This window comes from Streptomyces sp. NBC_00236 (genome assembly GCF_036195045.1).
Lineage (GTDB): Bacteria > Actinomycetota > Actinomycetes > Streptomycetales > Streptomycetaceae > Streptomyces.
On record NZ_CP108100.1, the window covers coordinates 4,493,891 to 4,507,833 of the forward strand.

Consider the following 13,943-nt stretch of genomic DNA (forward strand, 5'->3'; position numbering starts at 1 on the left):
CCATGCCTGCGGGAACCATCCGCTACTGGGCAGCCGCCAAGGCCGCGGCCGGAACCGCGGAGGAGCCGTACACCGCTGCGACGCTCGAAGAGGCGCTCGACGCGGTCCGCGCGCGGCACCCCGGCGAGCTGAGCCGCGTACTGCAAAGGTGTTCGTTCCTCATCGACGGTGACCCCGTCGGGACCCGGAGCCATGAGACCGTACGCCTTGCCGAGGGCGGCACGGTCGAGGTGCTCCCGCCGTTCGCAGGAGGGTGAACCGCAGAACATGAGCAGCAGCGATCAGCAGCAGCAGCCGCCATATCCGCAGCCGCAGTATCCGTACGGGCAGGAGCCGCAGCAGCAGCAGTCGTACGGCGATGCCTCGTACGGCGATGCCTCGTACGGCGATGCCTCGCACGGCGATGCCTCGCACGGCGGCCAGGCGTACACCGGCCAGGGATACACCGGCCAGGGATACGCCGACCAGGCCCAGGCGTACAGCGACCCCTCGTACGGTCAGCAGGCGCCCTACGCGGGCGGTGCGGCACCGTACGGGATGCCGGGCGGGTACGACGCACACCAGTCCCAGCAGGCCGCCCCGTACCCGCCGCAGGGCTCACCCGCCCCGCAGGCGCAGCCCGGGGACGGCTGGCCGGCCGGGGACCAGGGGGTCACCCAGACCTGGGAGGGCCAGACCTGGGACACGCAGTACCAGCCGACGATCCGGCCCGCCGGACCCACAGGCCCGGTGCAGCCCACGGCTCCCGTGCAGCCGGCGCCTCCGGTGCAGCCCACGGCTCCCGCGCAGTCGGCGCCCCCGGTGCAGGCCGCCGAGGAGACCGCGTATCTGGCGCCGTTGCAGGGTGCCTCCGGCTCGTACCCGCTGCCCCCCGAGGCCCAGGCCGCTCCCGCAGCGCCCGCCCCGGCCCCCGTGGCCCCCGCGCCGGGCGAGGACGGCTACGGCGCGCCGACCACTCTGGGCAACAGCCGCATCACCGACGCCCAGCGGGCCCGCGCCGAGGGCCGTTCACCGGTCATCGCACCCGGGATGCAGCCGGCCGCGATCACCGCGGGGCTCGGGCTGCTGCTCGCGCTCGGCGCGGCCGTAGGGCAGTACGCCCTCGTCGTGCCGCTGGTGCTGCTCCAGGCCGTGACCGCGGCGGGATGGTTCCGGCTCAACGGCATGTGGCCGGCCCGGCAGGGCATCGCGCTCGCCTTCGCCGGCGGCCTCGTCGCCGATGTGGCGCTGCTCGCGGCCGGCCGGGAGAACGGTCCGGCCGCGATCCTGGGCACCCTCGGGGTCTGGGTGCTGCTCACCGTCGTGCTCCAGCTGCGCAGCCGGGCCGGTGCCGACGAGCGGATGCAGGGGCTGATGGCCACGGTCGCCTCGGCCGCGCTCGCGGTGCTCGCCACGGGCCACCTCGCGGCCGTCCCGGACGCCGTCACGGCCGGTGGTGTGGCCGTCGCCGCCGCCGTGCTCGTCCGGGCGCTGCCGCTGCCCGGACCGGCCTCGGTCGTGGCGGCGCTCGTCGTCGCCGCGGGTGCCGGTGCGGTGGGCGGCGCCGTCACCGACCTGGGGGCCAAGGGCGCGTTGCTGGGTCTCGCGGCCGGCGGATGTGCGCTGATCGGGCTGCGGGTGGCGAGCTATGACTACCCGTCACGCTTCGTGCACATGACCGCGGGTGTGGCCCTGCCGCTCACCGCGGCCGCCCCGGCCGTCTATCTGATCGGGCGCATGGTCGCGTAGCCCGTATCGCGTCACCCGGCCTGCCGAAGCCCTCCACGGGGAACCGTTGGAGGGCTTCCGCACGTCGATCACCCGGGGCGTGACATGTGGCCGCAGTAGGCTCACGGCGCCAGGGATCCGATGGATGTGGCGCGGGGGAGGACGGGCATGCGTGCACTGCGAATACTGCTGATCGTCGTGGTGGTTCTGACCGGGGTGTTCATCGCGGTGGACCGTGCGGCGGTGTACTTCGCGGAGACGGAGGCGGCGGACCGGGTGGTGGTCTCCGGGGCGCGGATCGGGTCGACGGACGTCTCCATCAAGGGCTTCCCGTTCCTCACCCAGGTCGCCGGATCGGAACTCGACGAGGTCGACGTGAAGGTCACCGGGATCGAGGCGACCGCCGGCGGCCGTGCGCTCCGGATCAGCAGCATGGAGGCCCGACTGCACCAGGTGCGGCTGACCGACGGCTTCTCCGGTGCCACGGCCGCCCGGGCCAGTGGGACGGCCGTCATCTCGTACGAGGACCTGACGAAGGCCGCCGCCGACGGTGTCGTCGTCGAGTACGGCGGCAACGGCAAGGTGAAGGTGACCGGCACGGTGGTCATCCCCGTCGTCGGCCGGACCGTCTCGCGCAGCGTCCTGTCCACCGTCACCCTGGTCGACGGCCACACCGTGCGGGTGCACGCGGACAAGGTGCCGGGTGAGGCGATCCCCGGGCTCGAGGGGCTCGTCCGCGAGAAGACCGACTTCGAGCGCGAGGTCGGCACACTGCCGAACGGCCTGAAGCTGGAGAGGATCCAGCCGACCGCGGCCGGGCTGGAGATCTCCGTGACGGGTGCCGACGTACGCCTCGCCGGATAACCCGCTCGCCGGATAACTCCCGCCCCGGCCGGGTAGAGGGGCTCCTGGGCGGAGCCATGCCGGTCCTTCCTGCCTCCGGACGGCCGTGCCGCCACATACTGAGACAGCGGAGTCCGTTCCGCAGATGCCCCACGTGCCGGATGGGTCAGCCGGCTCCCTCGCGGTGCCCGCGACCTCGATCGCGTCTCACACTCCGGACGATCGTGTCTCAATATGCGACACAACGGTGACATGTCCGCCCGTACGTCCCTACGATCGGTCCCATGCAGTGCTCTATTAGCGGTCTCCCGCAGCGGGGACAGGCGGATCTCACGAAGCGGCGGGCAGTGGACCTGTGCCGCGTCGCCGCCATGCTCTGTCGCACTGTCTGAGCGGGATCCGTCGGATTTCCCGCATTCCAGGCCCTTCGACCGCTCGTCGGGGCCATCCCGCGTGGCACCCGTGCACGCGCCGAACCCTCGCCGCGTACATCCGGATCACCACGCACCATCGCGCACCACTCGCATCATCCCGCCGCAGACTGCCCCGGAGGAGAACAGAATGAGCCGCAGTGACGTCCTGGTAGACGCCGACTGGGTCGAGGCCCACATCGACGACCCGAAGGTCGCCCTCGTCGAGGTCGACGAGGACACCTCCGCGTACGAGAAGAACCACATCAAGAACGCGATCCGGATCGACTGGACCAAGGACCTCCAGGACCCGGTCCGCCGTGACTTCATCGACCAGGCCGGCTTCGAGGAGCTGCTGTCGAACAAGGGCATCGGCAACGACACCACGGTCGTCCTCTACGGCGGCAACAACAACTGGTTCGCCTCCTACGCGTTCTGGTACTTCAAGCTCTACGGCCACCAGGACGTCCGCCTGCTCGACGGCGGCCGCAAGAAGTGGGAGCTCGACTCCCGCGACCTGGTCGACGGCGACCAGATCCCGTCCCGCCCGGCCACGCAGTACAAGGCCCAGCCGCAGGACGAGTCGATCCGCGCCTACCGCGACGACGTCGTGAAGGCGATCGGCAGCCAGAACCTGGTCGACGTGCGCTCGCCCGACGAGTTCAGCGGCAAGCTGCTCGCCCCGGCCCACCTCCCGCAGGAGCAGTCGCAGCGCCCCGGCCACGTGCCGAGCGCCCGCAACATCCCGTGGTCGAAGAACGCCAACGACGACGGCACCTTCAAGTCGGACGACGAGCTCAAGGCCCTCTACGAGGCCGAGCAGGTCGACCTGTCGAAGGACACCATCGCCTACTGCCGCATCGGTGAGCGCTCCGCGCTCACCTGGTTCGTGCTGCACCAGCTGCTCGGCCAGGAGAACGTCAAGAACTACGACGGTTCGTGGACCGAGTACGGCTCCCTCGTGGGCGTGCCGATCGAGCTCGGCGCCAACAAGTAACCCGTACGACCTGGACCAGCACGACCCCCGACCAGAAGGACAGAACGCCATGTGTGGAGCAAAGGCCGGCGGCCCCGACGCTTCGACGATCAAGCCCGGTGAGACCACCATCCAGGGCAGCGTGACCCGTGACGGCGAGCCCGTCACCGGCTACGTCCGCCTGCTGGACTCGACCGGCGAGTTCACCGCCGAGGTCCCGACCTCGGCGACCGGACAGTTCCGCTTCTACGCGGCCGAGGGCACCTGGACGCTGCGCGCCCTCGTCCCCGGCGGCAGCGCCGACCGCACGGTCGTGGCGCAGACGGGCGGCCTCTCCGAGGTGGCCATCGCCGTCTAGCGGTCACTGTCACGGCTCTGCCGATGACCGGCCGAAGGGCCGTACCCCAGGGGGTTGGACGCCTTCCTGAAACAGGGGTGCGGCCCTTCGTGCCGTCCGGGCGGAACCCGGCCCGGTTCCGGACCGGCCGGGCGGGCGGATCGGGCCTACGCTGGATGCATGTACCGCCGACGCCGGCGCGCCTACTTCGTGATGATGGGGATCTGTCTGGTCCTCTTCGTCTCCGCCTGGGCCTTCGTGAGGCTCTGGTCGATGCCCGCCGCCATCGCGATGTGCGTGGTCGCGATGGTGATCCCGCCCGTCGCGGCGATGGTCGCCAACCGGAAGGGTCCTGAGGACCGCTGGTGGGACGACCCCGCCGCCGCGCCGCCCCGGCCGCCGTCGTCCCGGCCGCACGTGCGTTTGGGCAAGGGGGACAAGGGCGAGGCGACCGGTGACCCGGAGTCGGACGCGTGGTGGGACGAGCTCGACGGGAAGAAGCGCCGCCAGTGAGGGACCGGCGCGCCCTGCCCGTGCGGGTCAGTGGACGAGCGCGCTGCCCGTGCGGATCAGTAGACGAGCGCCTGGACGCCGTCGGCCATGATCTCGCTGACGAAGACCTGCGCGCCGGCGATCCGCACGCCCTCCAGGACGTCCTGCTCGGTGATGTCCCGGCGGGCCGCGCACTGGGTGCAGAGCGTGATCTGTCCGCCCGCCTGAATCGACTCGATCAGATCCGGCAGCGGCGCCGCGTGCGGCAGTTCGAACTCGGCGGCGCGCCCCGGCAGCGCGAACCACGCGGATTCCCCGGTCAGCCAGAGCGAGACCTCCACGCCGCTGGCGACGGCGACCGCCGCGACGGTGAACGCCTGGGAACAGCGCTCGGCGGAGTCGGCACCTGCGGTCACCTTGATCACGAGCTTCTTCGGCATATGCCGAACTGTAATCCCCGGCCGCACAACCTCGTTGGGGGCTGGCGGGTCAGTGGTGTGCGCAGATAACGGAATCTGCGCCTCAGGTCTCGTGGGGGGACCCATTTTGAATCCGAAAGACACCATTCCTGACGGGCAGGCCGAGCCGCCCGTGCAGGTGGAGGTGGCGGAACAGGCTGTTCCGGAAGTAGCTTCCACGGAAGCGCCCGCCGTCCTCGCACCCGCACCGCTCGTGGCTGCCGAGCGGCGTCCGCGCGGCCGTACGACGCTGATCATCGTCGCGGCCGCGGTCCTGGGCATCGCGGCCGGCACCGCCGTCGGCTACGGCGTGCAGGCCGACCGCGCCCCGACCCCGCTGACCGCGCTCTCGCAGCCGGATCTCGCGTACCCGGCGAAGGCACTGCCCGCGGACCAGGTGCCGGACCCGCTGCCCGCATCGCAGGACCGCCAGGTCCGTACGGACGGCGACCTGCGCAAGCTGCTCATTCCGCGGCCGGGCGGCTGGAGGGACAACGAGAACGCGACGCTCATCCAGGACGGCTGGATGGGGGTCGACGACTACGCGCTCGCCTTCAAGAGCGAGGACTACATGTTCAGCGAGTTCCTGGGAAACAACGTCCGCCGCATCGCGGCCGTCTCCTGGCGGAAGGGCGCGTACGGCGTGGCCCGCCTCCGGCTCGTGCAGTTCCGTTCGGGCATCGACTCCGCTGCGGCGGCCTTTGCCGAGAACCAGCGTGCGTACATGCCCGAGGCCGACAGGGGTGCGGGCAACGAGGGTGATGCCCTCAAGGGCAGCGTCAGCGGTCGTTACTACCTCTACAAGGTGGACCGGAAGGCCGGATACATGCCGAACTACCGGGCCAGGGCGGTCTTCCACCGCGGCGACGTGATGGTCGAGATCAACATGTCCGACACCGTTCCGATCAGCAAGAAGGACATCCGGACGCTGGCCGAGCGACAGCTGGAGCGCCTGTGAACGACGACCTGAGCACGCCCACGCCCACACCCGTGCCTGCGCCCGGACTCGTTCCCGAACCCGTCCCCGCGCCGAGGAGCAGGGTCCGCCGGGTCGTTCTCGCGGCCCTTCCCGTCGTGCTGGTGCTCGCCGCCGTCGCCGGTGCGGCGACGTACACGAAGATCACCGTCGACGACGCGGACCGAACGACCGGGACCACCCTCTGGCAGAAGCCGGTGAACACCGGGGGCAAGGACCCGGCCGGTGACCTGTCCCGTGGCCGTGCGTCCACCGCGCTCAGCAAGCTGCTCCTGCCGGTCCCGAAGGACTACCGGCTCGGTCCGGACATCGGGGAGCTCGGCAACGACAGTGAGCTCAGCGGCCGTGCGGCCGCCGCGGAAATGAAGGCGAGCGGCCGCGGGCTGGCCGGCAAGCAGCGCCGGGAGCTGGCGAAGCGGATCGACAAACTGCACATCCAGGGTCTCGCCGTCCGGTCGTACGTGTCGCGGGAGAGCGACGTGGTGGTCGACACCCAGCTGGTACGCATGAAGGACACGAAGGCGGTCCGGGACATGTACCGCTTCCAGACCGGCCTCTTCGGCGCGGTGAGCATTTTCAGGGACGGGCCGAAGATCAGCGGCCACAGGAAGAACGCCATGTGCTTCCGGGATCCCGAGAGCGAGAGCAAGCTCGAAGCGCTGTACTGCGTCGCGTACGACGGAGGGCTGCTGTTCAGCTTCTCGGCGAGCGGGATCGAGCCGCACGCAACACCGAGCGTCGCCGAACTGGTGAAGGACCAGCTCGATCACATCACGTCCCCGGGGGAGTACGTATGAGCGAGCAGACGGCCGCACCGGCCGCCGCCACCGAGCCGGACGCCACCGAGCCGGCCGCAGCGCCCCCGCCCCTGCCGCAGCTGCCCCCCACGCCCCCCACGCCGCCCGCCTCGCCCCGGCCCCCGCGCCGGATCCTGCGGGCCGTGGCCCGGTGGACCGTCGCCGTGCTGGTGCTCGGCGGGGTCGGTGCGGGTACGGCGTACGAGATCACCGCGATGGAGCGCACCGACGTGCCGGGCCTCGCCACCGAGAGCGACGGCCGCTGGGAGTACCCGCGGCTGAGCCTGCCCGCGCTGCCTGCGGGCAGGCCGCGGCCCTTCAACAAGGACAACACGGCCGAGATCCACTACGCCGACCTGCGCGAACTGCTGCTCCCGGCCCCGGCCGGAGCCACGGTGGACAAGAAGCTGGCGGGCGGCTGGGTGAGCACCCGGCAGTTCGTGTCCGAGTACGAGAAGGAGTACCGGGAGGACATCGCCGCCACGCTGCGCGACGGGGCGCTGCGCCACATCGCGGCGCGCGGCTGGACCATGCCGGACGGCACGGCGAGCCGGGTCTATCTGCTCCGGTTCAACTCGACGGCCTTCGCGCAGGCGTTTCTCGACGACCGGTACATCGGGGCGTCGGCGGGCGACCCGCTGGTCGGTGCGCCCGACCCCGATCTCGACGAGGCATGGGCGGGCGAAGGGAAGGTGGCGGGTACGACGGCGTACCTGTTCGCCGAGGCGAAGCCGTTCGGCTCCGCCCAGGTCCGGCAGAGCTATCTGGCGGCCGGCGACACCGTCGCCCTGATCGTCCAGTCCCGCAAGGGCAGCGGGGGAACGCCGCGCGTCCCGTTCCACCAGACCGTGATCCTGCAGAACCAGCTGCTGGGCTGACCGCTCCGCGGCACGCCCCGAACCGGCGGGCCGGGACCCCACCCATTAGGCTGGGGCCCGGCCCTGTACTGCCGCCATACCGCTCGTTCAAGGAGCCCCCGTGCTTGAGGCATTCTTCTCCGCCCTGCTGGTCCTGGTCTGCGTCGGCGTTCTCGCCTTCGCCGGTCTGACCGTGAAGAAGCTGTACCAGGGCCAGCGCTAGCCCCTCCGGCCCGGCGCCCCACCCTCCGCCTTCCGCTTCCGCCTCACCGATCGATTGAGCCGTTCATGATCGAGATCCCGTCCGACCTTCACCCGGACCTCGTCCCGCTGGCCTTCCTCCTGGGCAACTGGGCGGGCGCGGGTGTGTCCGACTTCCCCGGCGCCGAGAAGTGCAACTTCGGCCAGGAGGTCTCGTTCAGCCACGACGGCCGGGACTTCCTGGAGTACACCTCGCACTCCTGGGTGCTCGACGCCGACGGCGAGAAGGTCCGGCCGCTGGAGTCCGAGTCCGGCTACTGGCGCATCGACAAGGACCGCAAGGTCGAGGTCGTCATGGTCCGCGACCAGGGCGTCATCGAGATCTGGTACGGCGAGCTCGGCCACCAGAAGCCGCAGATCGACCTGGTCACCGACGCGGTGGCCCGGACCGCGGCCTCCGGCCCGTACAACGGTGGCAAGCGGCTCTACGGCTACGTGAAGAGCGACCTCATGTGGGTGGGCGAGAAGTCCACGCCCGAGGTCGAGCTGCGGCCGTACATGTCGGCGCACCTGAAGAAGGTCGTCACCCCGGAAGAGGTCGCGGCGATGGCGAAGAGCCTCGGCGACCTGCCGGACGACGGAATCGCGTTCTTCAAGTAGTCCACGAGGCCCGTTCCGCGGACTCCTGGGGCCGCGGACTCGCCCGGACCTACACTGGAGCCTGTGGTGAGCACCGACTGGAAGACCGATCTTCGGCAGCGCGGCTACCGGCTGACGCCGCAGCGGCAGCTTGTCCTGGAAGCCGTGGACACGCTGGAACACGCGACGCCCGACGACATCCTGTCCGAGGTGCGCCGGACCGCGTCCGGAGTGAACATCTCCACCGTGTACCGGACCCTGGAGCTCCTTGAGGAGCTGGATCTGGTCAGCCACGCCCATCTGGGCCACGGCGCTCCGACGTACCACCTGGCCGACCGCCACCACCACATCCACCTGGTCTGCCGGGACTGTACGAACGTCATCGAGGCCGATGTCGACGTCGTCGCCGAGTTCACCGAGAAGCTGCGCGGCACGTTCGGCTTCGAGACGGACATGAAGCACTTCGCGATCTTCGGCCGCTGTGCCGACTGCACGGCGAAGTCGGCCGGAGCGGCTGGAGAGGCCGGAGCGATGACCGGTCCGGCCGCCGGGACCCAGCCGTAGGGCCTGTCGTCGCCCGAGTCGTACGCTGGTCGCATGAAGAGCCCCCTGCTGTCCCTGCCCGGCGCCGTCCCCGCCGAGGGTCGCGACGAAGGCGTCGCCGCGCACTACGGCGACCTGTTCCGCGAGCAGCGCGCCCTCGCCGACGGTTCCGGTCTGGTCGACCTCTCGCACCGCGGGGTCGTGACCGTCACCGGGAGCGACCGGCTGGCGTGGCTGCACCTCCTGATCACCCAGCACGTCAGCGAACTCGCCCCGGGCCAGGCCACCGAGTCCCTGATCCTCACGGCGAACGGGCACATCGAGCACGCCCTGTATCTCGTCGACGACGGCGAGACCGTGTGGATGCACGTCGAGCCGGGCACCCAGGGCGAGCTGATCGCCTATCTGGAGTCGATGAAGTTCTTCTACCGGGTCGAGGTCGCCGACCGTACCGAGGACTTCGCCGTCGTGTACCTGCCGGCCGGTTCCATCGCCGGGATCCCGGACCGTGCCACCGCACGGGAGACGCCGTACGGCCGCGACGTGTTCCTGCCCCGCGACGAACTGGAGGAGTACGCGGCGGCGCACGGCCCGGCCGCCGGGGTGCTGGCCTACGAGGCGCTGCGCGTCGAGGGCCACCGTCCACGGCTCGGGTTCGAGACGGATCACCGCACCATCCCGCACGAGCTGGGCTGGATCGGCACCGCCGTCCACCTCCAGAAGGGCTGCTACCGGGGCCAGGAGACGGTGGCCCGGGTGCAGAACCTGGGCAAGCCGCCGCGGCGCCTGGTCTTCCTGCACCTGGACGGCAGCGAGGTCCTGCTGCCGGGGCACGGCACCCCGGTGCGGCTGGCCGCGGACGGGGCGGAGGGCCGTCAGCTCGGCTTCATCACCAGTTCCGCCCGCCACCACGAGCTGGGGCCGATCGCGCTGGCCCTGGTGAAGCGGAACGTGGCGGTGGACGCGGAGCTGCTGGCGGGCGACACGGCGGCGGCCCAGGAGACGGTCGTCGAACCGTAGGACTGCTCGCCCCTGCCCGCAGGCTCAGACCTCGACGATGACGGTGAACGGGCCGTGGTTCGTGAGCGAGACCCGCATGTCCGCTCCGAACCGGCCCGTCTCCACCTGCGCGCCCAGTGCCCGCAGCTGTGCCACGACCTCGTCGACCAGCGGCTCGGCGATCTCGCCGGGAGCCGCGGCGTTCCACGTGGGCCGGCGGCCCTTGCGGGCGTCCCCGTAGAGAGTGAACTGTGAAATCACCAGAAGTGGTGCATTCACATCGGAGCAGGACTTCTCGCCCTCCAGGATGCGGACCGACCACAGCTTGCGGGCGAGCTGGGCCGCCTTCTCCGCGGTGTCGCCGTGGGTCACTCCCACCAGCACACACAGGCCCTCGCCGACGATTTCGCCGACGACCGCCGAACCGCCGCCCTCGCCACCGGCGTCCGCCACCGTGACGCTCGCACCGTCCACCCTCTGTACCACTGCACGCATACAGACCAACCTATCTTGGGCTGAACGGGTACAGAGCATCTCCACCGGACCCCTCGGAGTGGCACCATGCACGGGAGGCGGTGTGCCGACGCACCGGTCGAGGGGATGGACACAAGCATGAGCATGCATGGAACCGGGCAGTCCCCGGGCGCAGTGCCGGTCGCGCGCCCGGGCGTCAACAGCAAGGCCTCTGTGGGTGCGAGCACCATGCGCCCGCCCGTGCAGCGGACCGGGCAGGGCTCCGAGGACGGGACCGCCGCAACGGCCCCGCTGGATCTGGGCGCCCTGCGGCTGCCGGAGCTGCGCGTGCTGCGGCGGGACGCGCAGCGGGACGAGGCGGACCTCAGCTATGTGCGGCGGCTCGTCCAGGGGCGCATCGACATCCTGCGGGCCGAGCTGGCGCGGCGGCGGGACCCGGAGTCCCCGGTGGTGGACCGGCTCTCGGAGATCCTCACGGACACCCCGTCGCTGCACCGCTCCTCCGCCCGGCACGTCACGCTGAGCACGCCGCGCAGTGACGAGTACCGGCAGCTGGCGGCGGAGACGCTGGCCGAGGTCGAACTCTCCGACCTCGACGCCCGGACGGACGAAGAGCTGCACACCGCGATGGGACGCCTGGTCCGCTACGAACAGCAGGTGTCCCGGCGCCGCTACCGGCTCCAGCGCACCGCGGACGATTGCAGTGCGGAGATCGCCCGCAGGTACCGTGACGGGGAAGCACAAGTAGACGACCTGCTCGCCTGAAGCGACCCTTCCGAGGGCGGGTCCCGCCCGTCCCCGGAAGGCCACCATGACCTCCAGCGCAGCCCCGTCGTCCCCGTCCGGCATATCGGACAGCCTGTCCGGTGGCGCCTCCGGCGGCATATCCGGCCGGGCCCCCCTTCTGCCCGTGCTGGCCGAGGTCGTCCGGTCCGGTTTCGTCGAGGGGCACCATCGGGGCTCCCTGGTCGTCCTGGCCGCGGACGGCAGCGTGGAGATGTCCCTGGGAGATCCGGCGGCCCCGGTCTTCCCGCGCTCCTCCAACAAGCCGATGCAGGCCGCCGCGGTGCTCCGGGCCGGCCTCGACCTGTCGGGGGAGCGGCTGGCGCTGGCCGCCGCGAGCCATTCGGGTGAGGGCTTCCACCTCGATCTCGTACGCAAGATGCTCACCGAGCACGGGCTGTCGGCCGACGATCTGCAGACCCCGCCCGACCTGCCGCTGGACCCGGTGGAGGCGGAGACGTATCTCGCCGCGGGCCACGTCCGGGAGCGGATCACGATGAACTGCTCGGGCAAGCACGCGGCGATGCTGGCGGTGTGCCTGCACAACGGCTGGGACCCGGCCACGTACCTCGACCCGGCCCACCCGCTCCAGCAGCTGGTCCACCGGGTCGTCGAGGAGGCGGCGGGCGAGCCGGTCGCCGCGGTCGGCACGGACGGCTGCGGGGCGCCGCTGATGGCGCTCTCCCTGGTGGGTCTCGCCCGGGCGTTCCGTACGTTCGTCACGGCGGAGCAGGGCACGGCGGAGCGCCGGGTGGCGGACGCGATGCGCGCCCATCCCGAGTACGTGGCCGGCACCCGCCGCCCGGACACCTGGCTGATGCGGGAGGTGCCGGGGACGCTGTCCAAGATGGGCGCCGAGGCGGTCCAGGCGGTGGCGCTGGCGGACGGCCGGGCGCTGGCCTTCAAGATCGACGACGGTTCGACCCGGGCGCTCGGACCCGTACTGGCCCGTGCGCTGGGTCTGCTCGGCGTCGACGCCCCGGTGGTGTCGCGGATCGGCCGGGCGCCGCTGATGGGCGGCGCGGCCGAGGTCGGGGAGATCCGGGCGGCGTTCTGACGGGGCCGCCCTCCGAGGTTCGCGTTTCCGAGGCCGTGCGAAAAGCCGGCGACATCCGCGGCCCCGGTGTTTAGCGTGAGGCGGATGAGTACCTCTCGCACTCCTGACAGCCTCGACGCCCACCACATCTCCCCCGCCGAACTCCATGACTGGCTGCGCGCCGTGAACACCGGCTTCCTGCGCGCGCCGACACCGTCGGACGAGGAGGTGACGGGGCGTCTGCCGTACCTCGACCTGGCGCGCACGCAGGGAGTGTTCGACGAGGGGCGGTGCGTGGCGACGTTCCGGTCGTTCGCGCAGGAGCTGACGGTCGTGGGCGGCGCCACGGTGCCGACGGACGCGGTCACCAACGTCACGGTGTCGCCCACGCATCGGCGTCGCGGACTGCTCTCGCGGTTGATGGCCACGGACCTGGCGGCGGCGAAGGAGCGCGGCGACGTGGCCGCCACGCTGATCGCCGCCGAGTACCCGATCTACGGACGGTACGGCTTCGGCCCGGCGGCCTGGACGACCGAGTGGGAGGTCGACATCCCCCGGACGGGCCTCGACCCGCACGGCAGGGTCCCGTCGGACGGGGACGGCGGCCGGATCGACCTGGTGGACGGCGCGGAGGTACGGAAACTGGGGCAGCCCCTGCACGACCGGCTGCGGGCCCGGCAGCACGGGGTGGTGAGCCGCGGGGAACGCTGGTGGGACCTCAACACCGGCGAGGTGGTCTTCCCGCACGACCACTGGACCGAGCCCTTCTACGCCGTCTACCGCGGGCCCGACGGCAGCGTCGACGGCCTGCTGGTCTACCGCGCCGACGACCACTGGGGCGACGCCAAGCAGCCGTTGAACCGGGCGACGGTACGCAGCCTGATCGCGGTGACCCCGGCGGCCGAGCGGGCGCTGTGGCACTTCCTCTGCTCGGTCGACTGGATCTCCACGATCCGCACCGGCCACCGCGCCCCCGACGACCTGCTCCCGCTCCTCCTCCCGGACCCGCGCGCGGCCCGCGTGGTGACGCACGCGGACTTCCTGTGGGTGCGCATCCTGGACATCGTCCGCGCCCTGGAGGCCCGCACCTACGCGGTCCCCGGCTCCCTCGTCCTGGACATCCACGACCCGGCAGGCCTCGCCGCGGGCCGCTTCCACCTGGACGCCACACCGGACGGCGCCACCTGTGCCCCGACGACGCGGACGGCCGATCTGGCCATGGACGTACGGGAGTTGGGGACGCTGTACCTGGGCGACGAGAGCGTGACGCGCCTGGCGGCCCTGGGCCGCGTCGAGGAGCTGACCCCGGGGGCGGCTGCCCGGGCGGACGGGATGCTGCGGGCGGGGCGGCGGGCGTGGTGCCCGGATGTGTTCTAGGGCGTGTTTCGGAAGTAGCGCCGTCCGCCCGGAGGGCG

General features: G+C 71.5%; 18 protein-coding genes. 16 read left to right on the forward strand and 2 right to left on the reverse strand.

What is annotated here, in order from left to right:
- Positions 1 to 2: 2 nt before the first annotated feature.
- The 7 genes from OG446_RS20305 (at position 3) to OG446_RS20330 (ending at position 4,786) form a co-directional block, all read left to right on the forward strand.
- Entirely contained in the window at positions 3 to 257 is a 255-nt protein-coding gene (locus tag OG446_RS20305) for a MoaD/ThiS family protein (protein ID WP_328895376.1), read from the forward strand.
- Positions 258 to 267: 10 nt separating this feature from the next.
- A complete protein-coding gene (locus tag OG446_RS20310; protein WP_328895377.1) occupies positions 268 to 1,728 on the forward strand; it encodes a hypothetical protein in 1,461 nt (486 codons plus the stop codon).
- A 147-nt stretch (positions 1,729 to 1,875) separates the two neighbouring features.
- Positions 1,876 to 2,571, forward strand: a complete 696-nt coding sequence (locus OG446_RS20315; RefSeq protein WP_328895378.1) for an LmeA family phospholipid-binding protein — start codon at positions 1,876 to 1,878, stop codon at positions 2,569 to 2,571.
- 263 nt (positions 2,572 to 2,834) lie between these two features.
- Entirely contained in the window at positions 2,835 to 2,942 is a 108-nt protein-coding gene (locus tag OG446_RS37220; protein WP_353961645.1) for a putative leader peptide, read from the forward strand.
- 169 nt (positions 2,943 to 3,111) lie between these two features.
- Positions 3,112 to 3,957 carry a sulfurtransferase gene (locus OG446_RS20320; protein WP_328895379.1) on the forward strand — a complete coding sequence of 282 codons (846 nt, stop codon included), beginning with the start codon at positions 3,112 to 3,114 and terminating at the stop codon, positions 3,955 to 3,957.
- Between the two features lie 49 nt (positions 3,958 to 4,006).
- Positions 4,007 to 4,294, forward strand: a complete 288-nt coding sequence (locus OG446_RS20325) for a DUF1416 domain-containing protein (RefSeq protein ID WP_018490348.1) — start codon at positions 4,007 to 4,009, stop codon at positions 4,292 to 4,294.
- Between the two features lie 159 nt (positions 4,295 to 4,453).
- The gene (locus OG446_RS20330; protein WP_328895380.1) at positions 4,454 to 4,786 is read left to right on the forward strand and encodes a DUF3099 domain-containing protein; all 333 of its coding nucleotides are present in this window, start codon (positions 4,454 to 4,456) and stop codon (positions 4,784 to 4,786) included.
- Between the two features lie 56 nt (positions 4,787 to 4,842).
- Here OG446_RS20330 and OG446_RS20335 read toward each other — a convergent pair whose 3' ends face one another.
- Positions 4,843 to 5,205 (reverse strand): DsrE family protein, encoded by a 363-nt coding sequence (locus OG446_RS20335; RefSeq protein ID WP_326659397.1) that lies wholly within the window; start codon positions 5,203 to 5,205, stop codon positions 4,843 to 4,845.
- 106 nt (positions 5,206 to 5,311) lie between these two features.
- Between OG446_RS20335 and OG446_RS20340 the strand changes: the two genes are divergently transcribed.
- The 6 genes from OG446_RS20340 (at position 5,312) to ygfZ (ending at position 10,256) form a co-directional block, all read left to right on the forward strand.
- A complete protein-coding gene (locus OG446_RS20340; RefSeq protein WP_328895381.1) occupies positions 5,312 to 6,181 on the forward strand; it encodes a hypothetical protein in 870 nt (289 codons plus the stop codon).
- Positions 6,178 to 6,996 (forward strand): hypothetical protein, encoded by an 819-nt coding sequence (locus tag OG446_RS20345; RefSeq protein WP_328895382.1) that lies wholly within the window; start codon positions 6,178 to 6,180, stop codon positions 6,994 to 6,996. Before OG446_RS20340 ends, OG446_RS20345 begins: the two co-directional genes overlap by 4 nt.
- The gene (locus OG446_RS20350) at positions 6,993 to 7,874 is read left to right on the forward strand and encodes a hypothetical protein (protein ID WP_328895383.1); all 882 of its coding nucleotides are present in this window, start codon (positions 6,993 to 6,995) and stop codon (positions 7,872 to 7,874) included. The genes OG446_RS20345 and OG446_RS20350 overlap by 4 nt, the downstream gene beginning before the upstream one ends.
- A 267-nt stretch (positions 7,875 to 8,141) precedes the next feature.
- Positions 8,142 to 8,714: an FABP family protein gene (locus tag OG446_RS20355; protein ID WP_328895384.1), complete on the forward strand. Its 573-nt coding sequence runs from the start codon at positions 8,142 to 8,144 to the stop codon at positions 8,712 to 8,714.
- 63 nt (positions 8,715 to 8,777) lie between these two features.
- The gene (locus OG446_RS20360; RefSeq protein WP_328895385.1) at positions 8,778 to 9,257 is read left to right on the forward strand and encodes a Fur family transcriptional regulator; all 480 of its coding nucleotides are present in this window, start codon (positions 8,778 to 8,780) and stop codon (positions 9,255 to 9,257) included.
- Positions 9,258 to 9,290: 33 nt separating this feature from the next.
- Positions 9,291 to 10,256, forward strand: a complete 966-nt coding sequence (gene ygfZ, locus OG446_RS20365) for a CAF17-like 4Fe-4S cluster assembly/insertion protein YgfZ (RefSeq protein ID WP_328895386.1) — start codon at positions 9,291 to 9,293, stop codon at positions 10,254 to 10,256.
- Positions 10,257 to 10,280: 24 nt separating this feature from the next.
- Here the strand turns inward: ygfZ and dtd are convergent, their stop codons facing one another.
- The gene (gene dtd / locus OG446_RS20370; RefSeq protein ID WP_148019466.1) at positions 10,281 to 10,730 is read right to left on the reverse strand and encodes a D-aminoacyl-tRNA deacylase; all 450 of its coding nucleotides are present in this window, start codon (positions 10,728 to 10,730) and stop codon (positions 10,281 to 10,283) included.
- A gap of 117 nt (positions 10,731 to 10,847) precedes the next feature.
- On the opposite strand from dtd, the gene OG446_RS20375 reads away from it, so the two are divergent.
- From OG446_RS20375 to OG446_RS20385, 3 genes are all read left to right on the forward strand, one after another.
- On the forward strand, positions 10,848 to 11,474 hold the full coding sequence (locus OG446_RS20375) for an RsiG family protein (RefSeq protein ID WP_328895387.1): 627 nt from the start codon (positions 10,848 to 10,850) through the stop codon (positions 11,472 to 11,474).
- A gap of 46 nt (positions 11,475 to 11,520) precedes the next feature.
- Positions 11,521 to 12,549, forward strand: coding sequence for an asparaginase (locus tag OG446_RS20380; protein ID WP_328895388.1), 1,029 nt, complete (start codon positions 11,521 to 11,523; stop codon positions 12,547 to 12,549).
- Positions 12,550 to 12,633: 84 nt separating this feature from the next.
- On the forward strand, positions 12,634 to 13,905 hold the full coding sequence (locus OG446_RS20385) for a GNAT family N-acetyltransferase (RefSeq protein ID WP_328895389.1): 1,272 nt from the start codon (positions 12,634 to 12,636) through the stop codon (positions 13,903 to 13,905).
- Positions 13,906 to 13,943 lie beyond the last annotated feature (38 nt).

Excerpts from the sequence above, each read along its gene's own strand:
- ygfZ (WP_328895386.1), top strand. The coding sequence starts at position 9,291 with ATGAAGAGCCCCCTGCTGTCCCTGCCCGGCGCCGTCCCCGCCGAGGGT.
- OG446_RS20310 (WP_328895377.1), top strand. The coding sequence starts at position 268 with ATGAGCAGCAGCGATCAGCAGCAGCAGCCGCCATATCCGCAGCCGCAG.
- OG446_RS20335 (WP_326659397.1), bottom strand. The coding sequence starts at position 5,205 with ATGCCGAAGAAGCTCGTGATCAAGGTGACCGCAGGTGCCGACTCCGCC.
- OG446_RS20305 (WP_328895376.1), top strand. The coding sequence starts at position 3 with ATGCCTGCGGGAACCATCCGCTACTGGGCAGCCGCCAAGGCCGCGGCC.
- OG446_RS20315 (WP_328895378.1), top strand. The coding sequence starts at position 1,876 with ATGCGTGCACTGCGAATACTGCTGATCGTCGTGGTGGTTCTGACCGGG.
- OG446_RS20350 (WP_328895383.1), top strand. The coding sequence starts at position 6,993 with ATGAGCGAGCAGACGGCCGCACCGGCCGCCGCCACCGAGCCGGACGCC.
- OG446_RS20325 (WP_018490348.1), top strand. The coding sequence starts at position 4,007 with ATGTGTGGAGCAAAGGCCGGCGGCCCCGACGCTTCGACGATCAAGCCC.
- dtd (WP_148019466.1), bottom strand. The coding sequence starts at position 10,730 with ATGCGTGCAGTGGTACAGAGGGTGGACGGTGCGAGCGTCACGGTGGCG.
- OG446_RS20375 (WP_328895387.1), top strand. The coding sequence starts at position 10,848 with ATGAGCATGCATGGAACCGGGCAGTCCCCGGGCGCAGTGCCGGTCGCG.
- OG446_RS20355 (WP_328895384.1), top strand. The coding sequence starts at position 8,142 with ATGATCGAGATCCCGTCCGACCTTCACCCGGACCTCGTCCCGCTGGCC.
- OG446_RS20330 (WP_328895380.1), top strand. The coding sequence starts at position 4,454 with ATGTACCGCCGACGCCGGCGCGCCTACTTCGTGATGATGGGGATCTGT.
- OG446_RS20385 (WP_328895389.1), top strand. The coding sequence starts at position 12,634 with ATGAGTACCTCTCGCACTCCTGACAGCCTCGACGCCCACCACATCTCC.
- OG446_RS37220 (WP_353961645.1), top strand. The coding sequence starts at position 2,835 with ATGCAGTGCTCTATTAGCGGTCTCCCGCAGCGGGGACAGGCGGATCTC.
- OG446_RS20320 (WP_328895379.1), top strand. The coding sequence starts at position 3,112 with ATGAGCCGCAGTGACGTCCTGGTAGACGCCGACTGGGTCGAGGCCCAC.
- OG446_RS20380 (WP_328895388.1), top strand. The coding sequence starts at position 11,521 with ATGACCTCCAGCGCAGCCCCGTCGTCCCCGTCCGGCATATCGGACAGC.